This window comes from Silvimonas amylolytica (assembly GCF_014645555.1).
GTDB lineage: Bacteria > Pseudomonadota > Gammaproteobacteria > Burkholderiales > Chitinibacteraceae > Silvimonas > Silvimonas amylolytica.
The window spans coordinates 361,355-375,123 of sequence record NZ_BMLY01000002.1 but is presented as its reverse complement, the minus strand read 5'-3'; the positions used below and the strand labels follow the sequence as shown (position 1 = coordinate 375,123).

Sequence of the window (13,769 nt, the reverse complement as noted above, 5' to 3'; positions counted from 1 at the left end):
TCGTCACTGTTTATGAAAATGCTTTATTTTTTCCAGCGGGCGCATTCTGCTCTTGGCGGCAGGCTGTACCAAATACAGCGTCCCCCCTATCAACAGGGTAAGGGGACAGCTTTGTGACTTATTCACACCAGAAAGCAACCAAGACTGGTTGTTTCCCTGTTTTCTGATGTGCGCTTTTATCAACTACTCCACAACGAACGAACCTGCCCGAAGGCAGGTTCGCAAATACATCAATCGACCAGGCTGGACAAACGGGCGCGAACTTCGGCCACTGTACCCATTTGCAAAACCTCGGTTGCCAGCTTTTGACAATCGGCCTTGTTCAGTTTGCGCACCATGGCCTTGATCGCAGGGATAGCCGGCACGCTGACCGACAGTTCATCCACCCCGATCCCCAACAGCACCGGTACAGCCAGCGGGTCAGAAGCAATACCGCCACACACGCCCACCCATTTACCATGCGCATGTGCACCCTTCACCGTCATGGCGATCAGGCGCAGCACGCCTGGGTGCAACGCGTCGGCCTGCTTGGCCAGTTTCGGGTGACCCCGGTCCATGGCCAGCGTGTACTGGGTCAGATCGTTGGTGCCGATCGAGAAGAAATCCACTTCACGGGCAAAGATTTCAGACATCACTGCGGTGGAGGGTACCTCGACCATGATGCCGACCTTCACATCGGCGGTAACGCCCAGTGCAGCCTTTTCTTCAGCCACAATTTTCCTGGCATCACGCACTTCTTCCAGCGAGGCGATCATCGGGAACATGATATGCAGCTTGCTGAACGGTGCTGCACGCAAAATGCCACGCACCTGGGTACGCAGGATTTCCGGTGCGGCAAGGCACAGACGGATACCGCGCACACCCAGGAACGGGTTTTCTTCTGCCGGCATTGGCAGATACGGCAGCGGCTTGTCACCACCGACGTCCAGGGTACGGATCACCAGAGTGCGCTCCGTGCCCAGTGCTTTGGCGATATCGCCGTAAATTTTGGTTTGTTCTTCTTCGGTCGGTGCGTCAGTGCGTTCCAGATAAAGGAATTCCGAACGCAGCAGACCAACACCCTCACCACCGAGGGCTACGGATTGTTGCGCATCTTCCAGGCCGCCGATATTGGCAACGACTTCGATATGCACGCCATCTTTGGTCACCGCAGGCTGACCGGCTGCAGCGAGTTCTTCTTCGCGCTTTTTGGCCAGCATGGCCTGGCGGGTACGGATGTCCAGGATTTCAGCCTCAGAAGGATTCTTGCGCAGGCTACCCTTGGTGCCATCCAGAATCACGTTGGTCCCGTTGGCCAGTTCCAGCACGGCTTCTTCAATACCGCAAATCGCCGGAATGTTGAGCGAACGAGCCAGAATGGCAACGTGGCTGGTCGCGCCACCGCCCGTCGTCGCAAAACCCAGGACTTTGTTGCGATCAAGGCTAGCGGTGTCGGACGGGGTCAGTTCTTCGGCGATCAGGATCGCGTTGTCCGGTACTTCCAGCGCAGCTTCTTTTACGCCCGTCAGCAAGCGCAACACACGGCGGCCCACGTCGCGGATATCGTTGGCACGGCCAGCCAGCAGTTCGTTCTTCAGTTTGGAGAGTTTGTCAGCGTATGCAGTGAACGCTTGCTTCCAGGCAAATGGCGCACTCTTGCCCGCAGAGATCGCCGACAGAGCCAGATCCAGCAACTCCGGATCAGCCAGTAACTCCTGGTGAGCCGAGAAAATTTCAGCCTTGGAGGCGTCGCTGATTTCAGACTTCAAGCCTTCCAGTTGCTGACGCGCTTCCTTGAGGGCCTCTTCCAGGCGGCGGCGTTCCAGTTGCGGGTTATCGCCGGCTTCACGGACTTCAATGACTTCCTGGCGTACCTGGAAAATCTGGCCAACCGCCAGACCCGGCGAGGCTGAGACACCCAGCAATGTGTTTGGATCATCCGAATGGGCTTTGGGCGCCGGGCGCGGGACCGCGACGGGCTTGGGTGCCGTGGCCGGCGCAGCGGCAGCGCCACAGTCTTCGCCAGAACCGGAACGAATCAGATCAACCAGCGCTTTGATAGCCCCAGCGGCATCAACACCAGTGGCTTTGACGCGAATTTCATCGTTGTTCTGGACTTCCAGACCCATGATGCCAACCACGGATTTGGCATTGGCTTCTTCCGAACCACGAACCAGCTTCACATCTGAATTGAAGGTCTTGGCCAGATTGGCTACAACGGCAGCCGGGCGGGCATGCAAACCAGTCGGGTTCGGTACGCGAATCGGGTCAGACAGATTGCCCGATGGTGCGGCGGCGGGTTCAGCAGCAGCGCTGGCAACAGCCAGCGTGACAGTCAGCGCAACGGTCTTGCCCGCATGAGCAAAACCACGCGCGGCTTGCAGGTTGGTAACGATGTCGCCATTGGCGATCACAATTTCCGTCATCGAACTCTTGCCGGCGGCAGTGATGACGGCTTCATCAAATTCAATCAGAGGCTGACCCAGCGCGACCGTATCGCCTTCCTTGACCAGCGGACGGAAACCTTGGCCCTTGAGCATGACGGTATCAAGGCCGATGTGCAGTAGCACTTGCAAGCCATCGGCGGTGGTCAGGGTCAAAGCGTGGAATGTCGAGGCCAGCTGGGTGATCTTGCCTGCGGCGGGCGCCAGCAGCACGTTGGACGTCGGATCGATTGATACGCCGTCGCCCACCATTTTTTGCGAGAACACAGGATCTGGCACGGCTTCAATAGGTACAAACAAGCCGGACAAGGGAGCAATCAATTCCACGGTTTTATTCGACATCTTGGCAACCTCTGGTTTTTTCTGACTTTTTTCGACAATCCGGATGCAGTAAAGCCGGCAAGGCAGAAGCCAGGCCGGCGTGTTTTCCCATGTTCCGGAGTTCGACACTGCTGGTAGTGTAGAGCTTCGCGCGCGCCGTATCAGTGAAATTTTTCCCATTGTCATGTTGTGAATAATTCACGACAACGTCATGAATTGTCAGGCATGACAACGCGAACAATGCCTCAAATAACCTGGCTAACGCGCAAGTGGCGGGTTTCTGTCACGATTTCGTCGAGCTGTAAATCCCACGGTGCCACCGGTAATTGCGTTACCTGCTGGCAATCATAGGCAAGCCCGATCAGACGTGGTTTTCTCCATTTCTGGCGCAAGCGACGGAAGCGAAACGTCGTGTCGTAATAACCGCCGCCCTGGCCCAAACGGGCCAGTCTTCCATCGAAACCCAAAAGGGGGACGAAGGCTACATCCAGATCCTGCGGCCGGCAAGTCTCTTCGTGCACCGGAAAGGGAATGCCGTAGTGGTCGCGTGCCCAGCGACTGGTGTGATCGTAGCGGACAAAATGCATTCCACGTCCGCGGCGAGGCACAACCGGCAAAAAAACCTGGCAGCCTGCCTGCAATGCTTTGAGGATCAATGGCCACGTGGAGATTTCACTTGCCATCGAGACATAAACCGCCACGCGCTGCCCACGACGCAGCAGCTTGCCCAGGCAGGCACGTTGCATAATCGACAAGCTGGCTTCACGCCGGTATGAAATGGTCAGCGCAGAACGGCGCTGACGCAGTGTTTGCCGCAGCGCGGCTTTTTCTTGATCCATGATGGATAGAGATGCGCTGGGCAAGAGAAGGGGGCTTCCCGCGAGTGCCGGTCGGTTCGTATCCTGAACCCGGAGGTTCAAGTGGCCACCGGCCTTGCGCCATCAGGTGCGTTCGACTAAGGAACGCTCACAACAGGCGCGTCGTGGCTGGCGACCGAGGTTTAAGCTAGGTTCAAGGAAATTAGAACCGTAGTCGAACACCGCAGGAAAGCAATCGTAGCAGGTGGCGCGGCATGCGCCCGGTTAGCTAGAACAGCTCTGACTGTCCCTTGAGCACCACATCCACCGTTGCATTCATGTTGGTGATTCTACGCCGATATGCGCCAATGTCAAAACCGCCTGCCTTCACATGCAGATATTCGTGGGCGATATTGAGCGCGGCCATGATCGCGATTTTTTCCAGGCCAATGACTTTACCGCCTTCGCGGATCTCGTTCATTTTCCCGTTCAACACGTCCACAGCCTGGAGCAGGGTTTCTTCCTCGTCATCCGGACAGGCGATGCGAAAATCACGGCCCATGATCGATACGTCGAGCTGCTTGATCTGGCTCATGCTTCTTCCTCAGGCAAACGCTCGATCAGCGCGGCAACGCGCGTTTTGGTCTCATCAAGCTTGCTAACGAGCTGCTGGTTTTCACGACCAGAGGCCAGAATTTCCTGGCGCAACTGGTGATTTTCACTGCGCAGCGCAGCAACGATGCGCACCAGCATGTTGATTTTTTCTTCGAGTGTGGCGAGTTCGGCGTCCATGTCGACCCAACGCAGTTTTTGTTCTACCGGATTTTATGATAACTCGGGCCTGCTTGCTGCCCGGATTGCGTGTCTGACCCGCGCAAGTGTGCAATTTGGCACATTGTTGGTCGGTATTCCTTTGGCATGAATCGTACCACGGCGATATTTCAGTGCCGGATAACATCGACTTGTTCGCACACTTTTTGCATGCCGTCGATCAGCCGCGGCCCAGGCCTGACAAACTGGTCCCCCGTGAGCGCCACCAACCGGTTGTTCTTGACTGCAGGGATCTGCGGCCAGGCTTTCCAGATATCCAGCGTACTTTTCAGGCCGGTGGTCAACATTAATTCCGGCGCAAAAGCCAGTACCGCTTCGGTACTGACCTGCGGCGCTTCCCCCCGCGCATTGGCATACGGGCTGGTTGCCCCGCAATCTGCGAGCATTTGCCCCAGAAAACTGCGCCGCGACAAGCTCAACAACGGGTTTTCGCTCACCTGCAAATAAACCCGCACCGGCCTTGCACGTTGATATTGGCTAAGCAGCTGTTGGTATCGCAGCGCCTGGGCATTCGCTAGTTCATCCGCTTTCGCATCCCGTCCAAGCAAACTTCCGAGACGCCGCAAACTGGATCCAACATCAGCAGGCGTCTGGGGCCGGCTCACAAACACCGGAATGTGCTGGCGTTGCAGTTGCGCGATGGACTGGTTGACCGCCTGACTATCCCACACGATGACCAGATCTGGCCGCGCGGCCAGAATGGCTTCCACATTCAGACTTTGAAAGTCTGCCACCTTGGGTAGTTTTTTTACCAGGTCCGGGTAATCACTGGCGGTGTCCACCGCGACGATGGTTTCTGGCGCCAGCGCCGCAACCAGTTCCGTAGCGTGCGGCGCGAGCGTGATGACCCGGTGTGCCGGTTGCGGCAACTCTATGACGGTGCCATTGTCGTCTTTAGCCCGAACTGCCGACCAGGCAAGAGTCGGCAGCAGATAAGCCAGCAACACAACATGACGCATCACGCTTCGACGTCCTCGTCATCAGCGTCTTTTTTGCCACCGGTGTAATCCGTCTGGCGCACAGCTTTGGGCGCCTCAATGAAATCGGCCGGCGTTTCAAGCGTGATCCGGCCAATATTGCCACTGCGATATTCAGTCAAGATCAGCTCAGCCGTTTTCTGCTCATCGAGCGCGCCACCAGGCAGGATCGCGCCACGTTTACGGCCAATTTTTTCAAATATCTGCTCAAAACCGCCGTCCAGATCAGACAGCTTGAAACGCGCCTTCAGCAATTCCGGGTAACGCTCGATAAAAGTCTGGATGCCAAACCAGGCGACTTCCGTCTCATGGTAGGCGTTGCGACCCACAGAACCTGCCAGCGCCAGGCGCAAACCGGATTCTTCACGCTCAATACGCGGCCACAACAAGCCCGGCGTGTCGTAGAGGATCACGCCATCTGGCGTCTCCACTCGCTGTTGATGCTTGGTCACACCCGGAGTGTCCGCCACTTTGGCAACCTTGCGGTTCATCAGCGTGTTGATCATGGTGGATTTACCCACATTGGGAATCCCCACGATCAGCGCCCGCAACGGTTTTTCCATGCCAGTGCGATTGGGCACCAGTTTGCGACACAGTTGGCCGATCTTTTTCACGCCTGCCGCACGCGTGTCCTCACCCAACAACAAAGAGGCTGTCTGCGGCTGCTGGCTGAACCACTCCAGCCAGACCTTGTTCTGGGCCGGGTCAGCCAGATCCGCCTTGTTCAAAATCTTGAGTGCAGCGCGCTGCCGACTTTTGCGCAGCAGTTCGAGCATCGGATTGCTGCTGGACAAAGGTAAACGGGCGTCGACGATCTCGATCACCATGTCGACCTTGGCGATGGTCTCTTCAACCGCTTTACGGGCCGCGTTCATGTGCCCGGGGTACCACTGGATCGCCATCGTCTGTCCTTTATTCCAAAGCAAAAAGTGCCGGATTATACATTTGTTCACAAAGGCCCAATGAAATCAGCAACATGGCCTGTGGAAAACCTGGACGAACCAGGGGATAAGCTTGACTCTGCGGTGAGCGGCCTGGTTCACCCCCAAATTATCCACAGTAGAAACGCAACTTGAATACAGACTTGAAAGCGTAATAACATGATGATCAATAAGGGAAAAACCAGTTATCCACAGAAAACCTTGACCCTTATTATCTATTTTTATATTTTCTTATCCAACATTGTTACTTAAGTGGAAACCCTGCACGGAAGGTTTCACTCAACACACCGGATCTGCAAAAAAGCCCATGAAACGCGTTTACTGGATACTTCCATTCATCGCTGTAGCACTGATCACCTTGTTTCTGATGACCAGTAACAGTAGAAAACCCGCACCCCAAGTCTCTTACACCACGCTACAGGGACAAACGGGCTCAACTGCATCGCTCAAGGGCAACGTCGTGCTAGTCAACTTCTGGGCTACCACCTGTCCAGGTTGTGTCGAAGAAATGGGTAATCTGGCAAAGCTGCAAGACCAGTATGGCAAACAAGGCTACAAAACGCTGTCCGTTGCCATGGACTACGATCCTGCCGTGTACATCAATAATTTCGTCAAACAACAACGCATGCCCTTCATTATTGTTCACGATATCTCTGGTTCTGTTGCCAGGTCTTTCGACAATGTTGAATTGACACCTACAAGTTTTCTGATTGACAAAAATGGTAATATTGTCAAAAAATATGTGGGGTCTATCAATGAACAAGATGTCGAAAAAGAAATCAGGAAACTGATGTAATCTTTTAAAGATATATACACAAAGGGCTGTAAAAGCCCTTTTATTTTTTATGTAATCTGAAATGGCAAAATTCCCTGAAGTATGAATAAACCAAACCCGGTATCCAGAAAAACAAAACCCTGGAACAGGCTGGTATTCCCTTTTGTTTTTTCTTTTTCTATCCATTTGATTTTATTGTGTTTTTTCAAGATATCCAGTCATGGTAACCACCATCAGATACACTTGGGTAGCGATGCGCTACGCGTCCAGCTGGTTATCGGAAAACAAAAATTGCAACAGCATATTGCGTCCTCGGACAAGGTACTGACAAATACTGGAAAATTGGTTGATAAGAAAAAATCAATTGTGCCAAGCAATAAAGTTTTACACGATTTACGCGCCTCTCAACCAGTAATAAAAGAAATAACCAGCCAGCCAGAAGTTAATCCTTCGGTAATGGATACACCGGTTTTTTTCACTTATGACCAGGTGATGGTACCTGCCGTTATTCTGGATTATCCAGATATGAATATTCCTGGCCAGGCGCTGGCCAATACAGATTCGTCACAAGAATTAATCGCGGATCTGTATATCAATGATCAGGGAGTGATTACGCGCGTTGAACTGGTTTCCAGTAGCTTTGACACGACAGCGAGTGATTACCTGCTCAGGCAGTTACAGCAGATACACCTGCGTGCGGCACAGAAGGACGGTGCTGCTGTGGATTACCGGATGCGGGTGAGCTACGGAGCAGGCGTACTGGGAGAAGTGCCCCTGCGCGCGCCGGAGAAGCCACAGGATCCGCTATCAGACTAGTCGCTCAGGAAGAGTGCGCTGAGGCTCAAGGCGCATTGCAGCGTTGCTGTGTGGTTGTGACCCACCCCATGAGTTGCCTGTTCAAAGCGCTAACGGGTAGCAAGGCATAAAAAAAGGCTTTCCCGCAGAGGAAAGCCTTTTTTGTATCACGCGATGCGCTTATCGCGTGATTTCACGCCACAGTACTTGCTTGAGTGAGCCACTACCCGTGATGTTCAGGATGTTGTTCTGAGTCGAGCCGTCCGAACCCTTGGTCGTCAATCGCAGTGTCCCGTTTGGCATAACGGTGAGGGAAACCGTAGAAGACAGGTTCGCACCCAAAACAATACCGCTCCACGGCGTTGTGCCTGACGGGAAGGCACTGGCCGGCAACTGGCCACCATCCGTAGCACTCACCGCATACTCATAGCTTCTGGACGAACACGCGACACTGGATGGCTGGTTGGTGGTGAAGATCAATGCGCCAAACGCCAATTGTGGATCTGTCGAAACACGTTCTCCAGTACCTGGCAAATCAAAGAACCAACCCTTCTTGGTGGTGTAATCCACAGCGTCCGAATTAATGGTACGGGTGCCGGTGCTGGTGTTTACCGTCACGGTTTTCTTCGTCAGCGATGTTCTCGGTGTAGTAATAGTCGGGTTTGTCGACAAATCATCAACCAGTGCATACATGCTCTGAGATGTAGTGGTGCTGAGGTCCGACGTTTCCAGTAGCTTGCCGGTACCGACATACACAATGTGTTTGCCGTTAGCGAGTACGGAGGTCACCGGCGCACTGGTAACAGGTTGCGCATTGCCGGACGCATCAACCAGGGCTGCCAGTTTCTTCACTGTCCAGCTGGTGTCTGCAGTGGTGCTCAAGTCAAAACGCCAGACATTGCCCAGCAAGTCCCCACCATAAACGTAATCGATCGTTGCATCGGTTTGCGCATTGGCGGCAAAAGCAGAAATTTGAGCCAGACCAGACGGTGAACTGGCGCTACCCGCACCCGTGGCAATGTCCTTGATCACGGCACCGGTGGTTGCATTGAGTACAAACAGGTGGCCCTGACCGTCGCCCGCTGTGTTGTTATAACCAGATGTGACCAGGACGACCCAGCCATCAGCGCGTGTCTTGACCAGCAGCGGCTGACCATAGCTCAGGCCAATATTGTTTTTCTGGGCCGCGGTTGTGTTGGTACCAGGGAACTCCCAGAGTACTTTGCTGACAACGTCAGCATCACTGGTTGCTGCCGGCGCTGTGATGTCCAGTGCGTAAAAGCCCTTGCCACCTGCCCGCAAACCGCCAACCAGCATGGTTTTCCATGCGCTGCCGTTATAAAAATCGCCTGTGGTGGGCGTACCATCAACAAAGAACTGGTGCGTGTAGGTGGTACTGGTCAGAGAATGCAAGTTCGCCAGTACCTGGCCCGGCACATAAGCCCATACCTCCGCGCCTGTCGTAGCATTAAATGCGTGCACCATCCCGTCGTTAGCGGCTTGATACACCATCGCAGTACGGTTCAACGAAGACATATCCGAGTAGCCTGCGTCAGTGTACGCAGCGTACGGACCAAGTACATACACAGGTTCGGCCGTTACGATGTCGCCCAGCAGACCCGCGCGAACCCGATAACCAGTGGCTGATTCCAGGCTGCGGTCGCCACGGATGTAATTCACCACGTTGGCGCCGTCGTTGGCATTGGTATTGGCCATGCCGGCCAAAGTGGTCGAGGAAATACCGGCCGATGTAAACGCGACTGCTGTGTTGTTACCCGGATCCCATGTCGCGATATGACGTGTGCTGGGGGTCAACGCGGTCAATTGCGACTGGGCTGTCCACAACGGCGTTGTGTTGGTTGCGCCGGTAGTGAGGTTGATCGAGTACGCCGCCAGTTCACCTGTCCAGTTTTGCGCGTTGTAGGTCGAGCTGAACTGGGTATTGTTGCTGGAAGTAATATTGGGCGAAGTGGTTGTTACAGCCGCATCGGAACCCACCGTAGCCAGCAGACTCTGGATCACCTGCTTGAAGTATGAGGTTGCCTCGCTTACGTTTGTGGCTCTGAACATCTGGCCACGGCCAACAATGGTGGCATGCCACAAGTCGTCCACACCGGTCGGGTTACGGTTTTGTGTGGGGATAGGCCAGGTCCACGTCGTGCCGGACGGCGGGTGGAAAGGATCGACGAAGTTGGCTGCGGTTGGGTCGTAGACCGTACCTTTGGCACCCAGTGTCATCCCGAATGTAGTGACGTGCAGGTTGGTATTGTTATCCGGATTTTCGGCATTGGTGGTGTCTGCTTTCAACAACCCTGTTGGCAGATCCGAGCGCGGATTATTGGTGTAGTAGGACGCTGCCAGGTCAGCGAGGGTGTTCGTTGTAATAACGGTGTACGGCGAGCCGGTCACATAGGTGTTGGCGTAGCTCGGCGCCGTTACTGCAGTGGCATTGGCAAAACCGTCAGTCAAAATAAACGCAGTGTTGCGCTGGCAACCGTTCTGGATCGGCGCTGAAGAATCCGTCCGTGCGAATTGGCCACCGATATATTTCAGCGTTTCGCGGGTGGGTGTACCGCCGCTGGCCGCGTTGGTGTAAATGGCACCCAGCAACGGCTTCACGTTGGCAGAATCGCTGGTTGCCGCAAAATCGTACATGGTGACGGTAGTCTGATTGTTGAACGCAACCGTGCCCCCGCGCAGGCCAGATACGCTGCTCAGCACCGAACCCATGGCCGCGCCCAGCATCAGCTTTCTTTTACGGTAGTACTGAAACCAGTTGGCGAAATTCTGCATCTCATCGGCATAGCTACGACCCGATGGGAAAGTTTTTCCAGACTTGATTTCGTATTTGCGCAGATAAGTACCATCGGGCGCTTTAGCGCACGCTGAATCTGCCCAGAGTATGGACGTAGTACTTACGTCACTGGCTTTGCAAGTCGAGTCCGTAACGAAGAAGGTGGCCGGGTAATAAGCGATGTCAGCTTCATAGTAATCAGTACCGGATACGGTGACATTACTGGTCTGCTGTGTATATGCGGCACCCTTTTTCGATGTGTAGGCACCATTGGGTATGACCATGCCGGGCAGCATGTGGAAAGTCCAGTTGGACTTGGTGCCAGTGTAGGCAGAACCCACTTTGGTGGTACCTGCCGTGACTACATTGGTCAGATCCAGCGTAACCGGCGTAGCGCCACCCAACTGCGGATGGCTGCGGGCTGCAGTTGCGGTTGCGTTGGAATAGTTGACCGTGCCGTTGTTGATGTACGCCGGATACCAGGCCGTATAGGTGGTATTGGTGTTGTAGTAGAGCGTGTTCCAGTCCGAACTGCGCAAGAACGCGTAATCTTGCGTAGGCGGGATGGCAAAGTGATCGTATGTGGCGTCTGTGTTTTTGCGGGCATCGGTGGTGCTGCCATCCGGGAACAGATAGGCGTATTTATACCAGGTGTTGCTATTGACGCCATCGTCTGTTTTTTGACTGGCTGCCGCATTACCTACAGAGTTGTACCAGGGTTGGCCAACCGGCACAGACACGTTAGTCAAACCGGAAACGGTGACGGACGTGCTCGTGTTATTGGTAAAACTCTTATTGTATGAGTCCCACCACAAGGCGCCGTCGTTGGTGGTCAGCATGACTTCGAAGTCCATCGAACCCGAATCGTCGATGCCCATGATCAGGTTGGGCGAAGACTGGGTTTGCGAAGTCAACGGTGTTTGCGATGGCGAAATGGTTGCGGCATAGCTCACCGGAATGGCTTGCGTGGCCGTCAACAGCAGGAAAATGATTTTGTTCAGGATGGAGCGTCTGGTTGTCATGGCATCCTCGCTTCACTTCAGAAACATGGCCTGAATGAAACTTTCACTTGAATGAGGGCCGGTTACATGAACCGTGACCCGATAGAAAACGGCGGTTGAAACCTGATAATTACCCGCATTGCTGTTGTTGTTGATTGGCAAACCAGCTTGGGATTGCTGTGAGACAGAGCAATAAGTCACGAAGTCAGACACCGGTGTCGTACCGGTACACATACGCTCGATCACGTACTGATACTGGTAGAGCCCCTTGGTGACCGTAGACATATTCGACCACGTGATACTTGGCAGCCCTGCCGAATCAGTCGACTGCTGCAGGGCGTAATACGCGTAGGTAGCACTGGATGATGGCGCAACGTTGGTATCCGGTGCGGTCATGCTGCCCAGGATACCTTTTGCATCGCTCACGCCCAGTTCAGCCAGTTGTGTGGCAGCTTGTTTGAACGCAACGTTACCCGCGATCAAATTTGCGGTATCCGAAGACCGCATCAACGCCACTGTAGCGATCAGCAGTACGACCAGGACGATCAGACCCAGTAATAACGAAGCGCCGGTTTGCTTGGGGAGCCGGATCATGTCGACGTTCCACTGAAAATGAAGTTTTTAAGCGGGATGGTCAGCGTCAACGTGCGATATTTGTAGCACTGCCAGTTGGTCAGGCCGCTGATATCCATGGTCTGAGTACCACTCCAGACCTTGGGTGAGGTGGTTGTGGCGTCGCATGAACCGCCTGAGACCGATGGTTTGAGTTTGGCCGGAATACGCACGACCATCGCGATCCGGACAGCACGAATCTGGCTGATCTGTGTTGCATTCAGGGGGGCTGCCCAGGAGCCGCTACCTGCAACCCAGGAACTGACAGTGCTGGTGCTGCCTGTGCCAACGCCATACTGGGCTTTCATAAGCACCACGTTGTCGGCCAGCAAAGTGGTGGTCTGGGCAATCTTGTCGACCATGTTCAAGGACTGGTTACTCACCTGATAGCTAACCCAGTTCAGCCCGCCGATCTTGCTGATAGAGCTCTTGGCACCATAAGCCGGTGAATTGGTATACGTGCCGCCATTCCATGTGCTACCGGTACCACTCGTGCTATGGGTGATAGTGGCACCCAGCGAGTTGGTGGTAAGCGCGGTGATGCTGCCAACCGTACATGGTGAACCTGTGCCTGACGACAACATGTAAACGTCGCCGACACTCCAGTCTTTGGACGAGTAAATGTTGATACTCGCAGTGGCGGAGGACATTGCATCACGGGTGAGCCCGGGTGAGGCAGCCAGGAAAGAAGCCGCTGACAACGTGGTGACGGTGTCCGAGGTATTGTTGGCGCCGCTGCCCGTGATGACCACGGGTGCAACAGAGGCACCATCAGCCAGCGTGGTCGTACCGTTGGCCGCATTCAGCGAGGTACATGTCACGTTGTTACTACCGGCGAAGCCTGCGCCGGAGTTTTTCACATCGCGCTGAAAATCCATCAGCGCAAACATGGCATTTTCCTGGACCGAGTTTTCCCCGGTGATGCCGCGGCGGTTGTTGTCAAAGAAGGTAGCGCTACTCATGATGGCCAGAGAAGCGAGTAACCATATGACAATGGCAACCATTAATTCGACGATATTCATTCTGTCACCTGCCGACGCTCAGAGAGACGCTGGGTTCTGATTCGCGTTTAGGGTTTGATCACGGTCGTTGAGACGTACTGATGCCAGTCCTGCTCATCCGTTCTTTTCCAGTTCAGGGTCACCACAAACTGGCCGGTACTCGAGTCATATGTCACAGAGGGGTTGCGCCCCGTCATGCTGGCATTCGGCAATTGAGCCGTTGCACGTGTGTTCCAGTCACTGGCATCGGATTGCGCGGTGGTGTTGGAACACGAACTTGCAGACCCCGTCACATAGCAGCCGGCGTTATTGGGATCGACCGTGGCAAGCCCAATGATTTCCTCAGCAAAGTAGCTGGCCTGGGCACGCATGCCACTTTGCTGGTTTGCCTTCATGATCGCGCCTTGCATGCTGACGAGGCCGATAATGCCGATGGAAAAAATGAGCACGGTGATCAAACCCTCAAGCAGGGCAAAACCACCTTGTTGTCGCATATGCATG

The 13,769-nt window shown here is 54.4% G+C and carries 12 protein-coding genes and 1 other RNA gene; 2 read left to right on the top strand and 11 right to left on the bottom strand.

Annotated elements, in window-relative coordinates:
* Positions 1-230: 230 nt before the first annotated feature.
* The 7 genes from ptsP to ylqF all read right to left on the bottom strand — a co-directional run bounded on the left by ptsP (position 231) and on the right by ylqF (position 6,251).
* Positions 231-2,765, bottom strand: coding sequence for a phosphoenolpyruvate--protein phosphotransferase (gene ptsP / locus IEX44_RS08015; protein WP_188691523.1), 2,535 nt, complete (start codon positions 2,763-2,765; stop codon positions 231-233).
* 224 nt (positions 2,766-2,989) lie between these two features.
* Positions 2,990-3,583 carry a 5-formyltetrahydrofolate cyclo-ligase gene (locus tag IEX44_RS08010; RefSeq protein ID WP_229678823.1) on the bottom strand — a complete coding sequence of 198 codons (594 nt, stop codon included), beginning with the start codon at positions 3,581-3,583 and terminating at the stop codon, positions 2,990-2,992.
* Between the two features lie 31 nt (positions 3,584-3,614).
* Positions 3,615-3,795: non-coding RNA, 6S RNA (ssrS, locus tag IEX44_RS08005), on the bottom strand.
* 35 nt (positions 3,796-3,830) lie between these two features.
* Positions 3,831-4,136, bottom strand: coding sequence for a cell division protein ZapA (locus IEX44_RS08000; RefSeq protein WP_188691517.1), 306 nt, complete (start codon positions 4,134-4,136; stop codon positions 3,831-3,833).
* Entirely contained in the window at positions 4,133-4,333 is a 201-nt protein-coding gene (locus tag IEX44_RS07995; RefSeq protein WP_188691513.1) for a hypothetical protein, read from the bottom strand. Before IEX44_RS07995 ends, IEX44_RS08000 begins: the two co-directional genes overlap by 4 nt.
* A 149-nt stretch (positions 4,334-4,482) precedes the next feature.
* Entirely contained in the window at positions 4,483-5,331 is an 849-nt protein-coding gene (locus IEX44_RS07990; RefSeq protein ID WP_229678822.1) for a cobalamin-binding protein, read from the bottom strand.
* The gene (gene ylqF / locus IEX44_RS07985) at positions 5,331-6,251 is read right to left on the bottom strand and encodes a ribosome biogenesis GTPase YlqF (RefSeq protein WP_188691505.1); all 921 of its coding nucleotides are present in this window, start codon (positions 6,249-6,251) and stop codon (positions 5,331-5,333) included. The genes IEX44_RS07990 and ylqF overlap by 1 nt, the downstream gene beginning before the upstream one ends.
* 346 nt (positions 6,252-6,597) lie before the next feature.
* On the opposite strand from ylqF, the gene IEX44_RS07980 reads away from it, so the two are divergent.
* On the top strand, positions 6,598-7,086 hold the full coding sequence (locus IEX44_RS07980; RefSeq protein ID WP_188691501.1) for a TlpA family protein disulfide reductase: 489 nt from the start codon (positions 6,598-6,600) through the stop codon (positions 7,084-7,086).
* An 81-nt stretch (positions 7,087-7,167) separates the two neighbouring features.
* Positions 7,168-7,881 carry a hypothetical protein gene (locus tag IEX44_RS07975; protein WP_188691497.1) on the top strand — a complete coding sequence of 238 codons (714 nt, stop codon included), beginning with the start codon at positions 7,168-7,170 and terminating at the stop codon, positions 7,879-7,881.
* A gap of 159 nt (positions 7,882-8,040) precedes the next feature.
* On the opposite strand, the gene IEX44_RS07970 is transcribed toward IEX44_RS07975, so the two are convergent.
* The 4 genes from IEX44_RS07970 to IEX44_RS07955 are packed head-to-tail and all read right to left on the bottom strand — an operon-like array spanning position 8,041 to position 13,768.
* Positions 8,041-11,676: a pilus assembly protein gene (locus IEX44_RS07970; RefSeq protein ID WP_188691494.1), complete on the bottom strand. Its 3,636-nt coding sequence runs from the start codon at positions 11,674-11,676 to the stop codon at positions 8,041-8,043.
* Positions 11,677-11,688: 12 nt separating this feature from the next.
* Positions 11,689-12,249, bottom strand: coding sequence for a pilus assembly PilX family protein (locus tag IEX44_RS07965; RefSeq protein WP_188691490.1), 561 nt, complete (start codon positions 12,247-12,249; stop codon positions 11,689-11,691).
* Entirely contained in the window at positions 12,246-13,289 is a 1,044-nt protein-coding gene (locus tag IEX44_RS07960; RefSeq protein ID WP_188691487.1) for a PilW family protein, read from the bottom strand. Before IEX44_RS07960 ends, IEX44_RS07965 begins: the two co-directional genes overlap by 4 nt.
* 47 nt (positions 13,290-13,336) lie before the next feature.
* Positions 13,337-13,768 carry a type IV pilus modification PilV family protein gene (locus tag IEX44_RS07955; protein WP_188691484.1) on the bottom strand — a complete coding sequence of 144 codons (432 nt, stop codon included), beginning with the start codon at positions 13,766-13,768 and terminating at the stop codon, positions 13,337-13,339.
* Position 13,769: the final 1 nt, after the last annotated feature.

Bases quoted from the DNA above. Each gene is read 5' to 3' on its own strand.
- IEX44_RS07975 (WP_188691497.1), top strand. From the start codon at position 7,168: ATGAATAAACCAAACCCGGTATCCAGAAAAACAAAACCCTGGAACAGG.
- IEX44_RS07960 (WP_188691487.1), bottom strand. From the start codon at position 13,289: ATGAATATCGTCGAATTAATGGTTGCCATTGTCATATGGTTACTCGCT.
- IEX44_RS07980 (WP_188691501.1), top strand. From the start codon at position 6,598: ATGAAACGCGTTTACTGGATACTTCCATTCATCGCTGTAGCACTGATC.
- IEX44_RS07970 (WP_188691494.1), bottom strand. From the start codon at position 11,676: ATGACAACCAGACGCTCCATCCTGAACAAAATCATTTTCCTGCTGTTG.
- IEX44_RS07955 (WP_188691484.1), bottom strand. From the start codon at position 13,768: ATGCATATGCGACAACAAGGTGGTTTTGCCCTGCTTGAGGGTTTGATC.
- ptsP (WP_188691523.1), bottom strand. From the start codon at position 2,765: ATGTCGAATAAAACCGTGGAATTGATTGCTCCCTTGTCCGGCTTGTTT.
- IEX44_RS08010 (WP_229678823.1), bottom strand. From the start codon at position 3,583: ATGGATCAAGAAAAAGCCGCGCTGCGGCAAACACTGCGTCAGCGCCGT.
- IEX44_RS07995 (WP_188691513.1), bottom strand. From the start codon at position 4,333: ATGGACGCCGAACTCGCCACACTCGAAGAAAAAATCAACATGCTGGTG.
- IEX44_RS07965 (WP_188691490.1), bottom strand. From the start codon at position 12,249: ATGATCCGGCTCCCCAAGCAAACCGGCGCTTCGTTATTACTGGGTCTG.
- IEX44_RS08000 (WP_188691517.1), bottom strand. From the start codon at position 4,136: ATGAGCCAGATCAAGCAGCTCGACGTATCGATCATGGGCCGTGATTTT.
- IEX44_RS07990 (WP_229678822.1), bottom strand. From the start codon at position 5,331: ATGCGTCATGTTGTGTTGCTGGCTTATCTGCTGCCGACTCTTGCCTGG.
- ylqF (WP_188691505.1), bottom strand. From the start codon at position 6,251: ATGGCGATCCAGTGGTACCCCGGGCACATGAACGCGGCCCGTAAAGCG.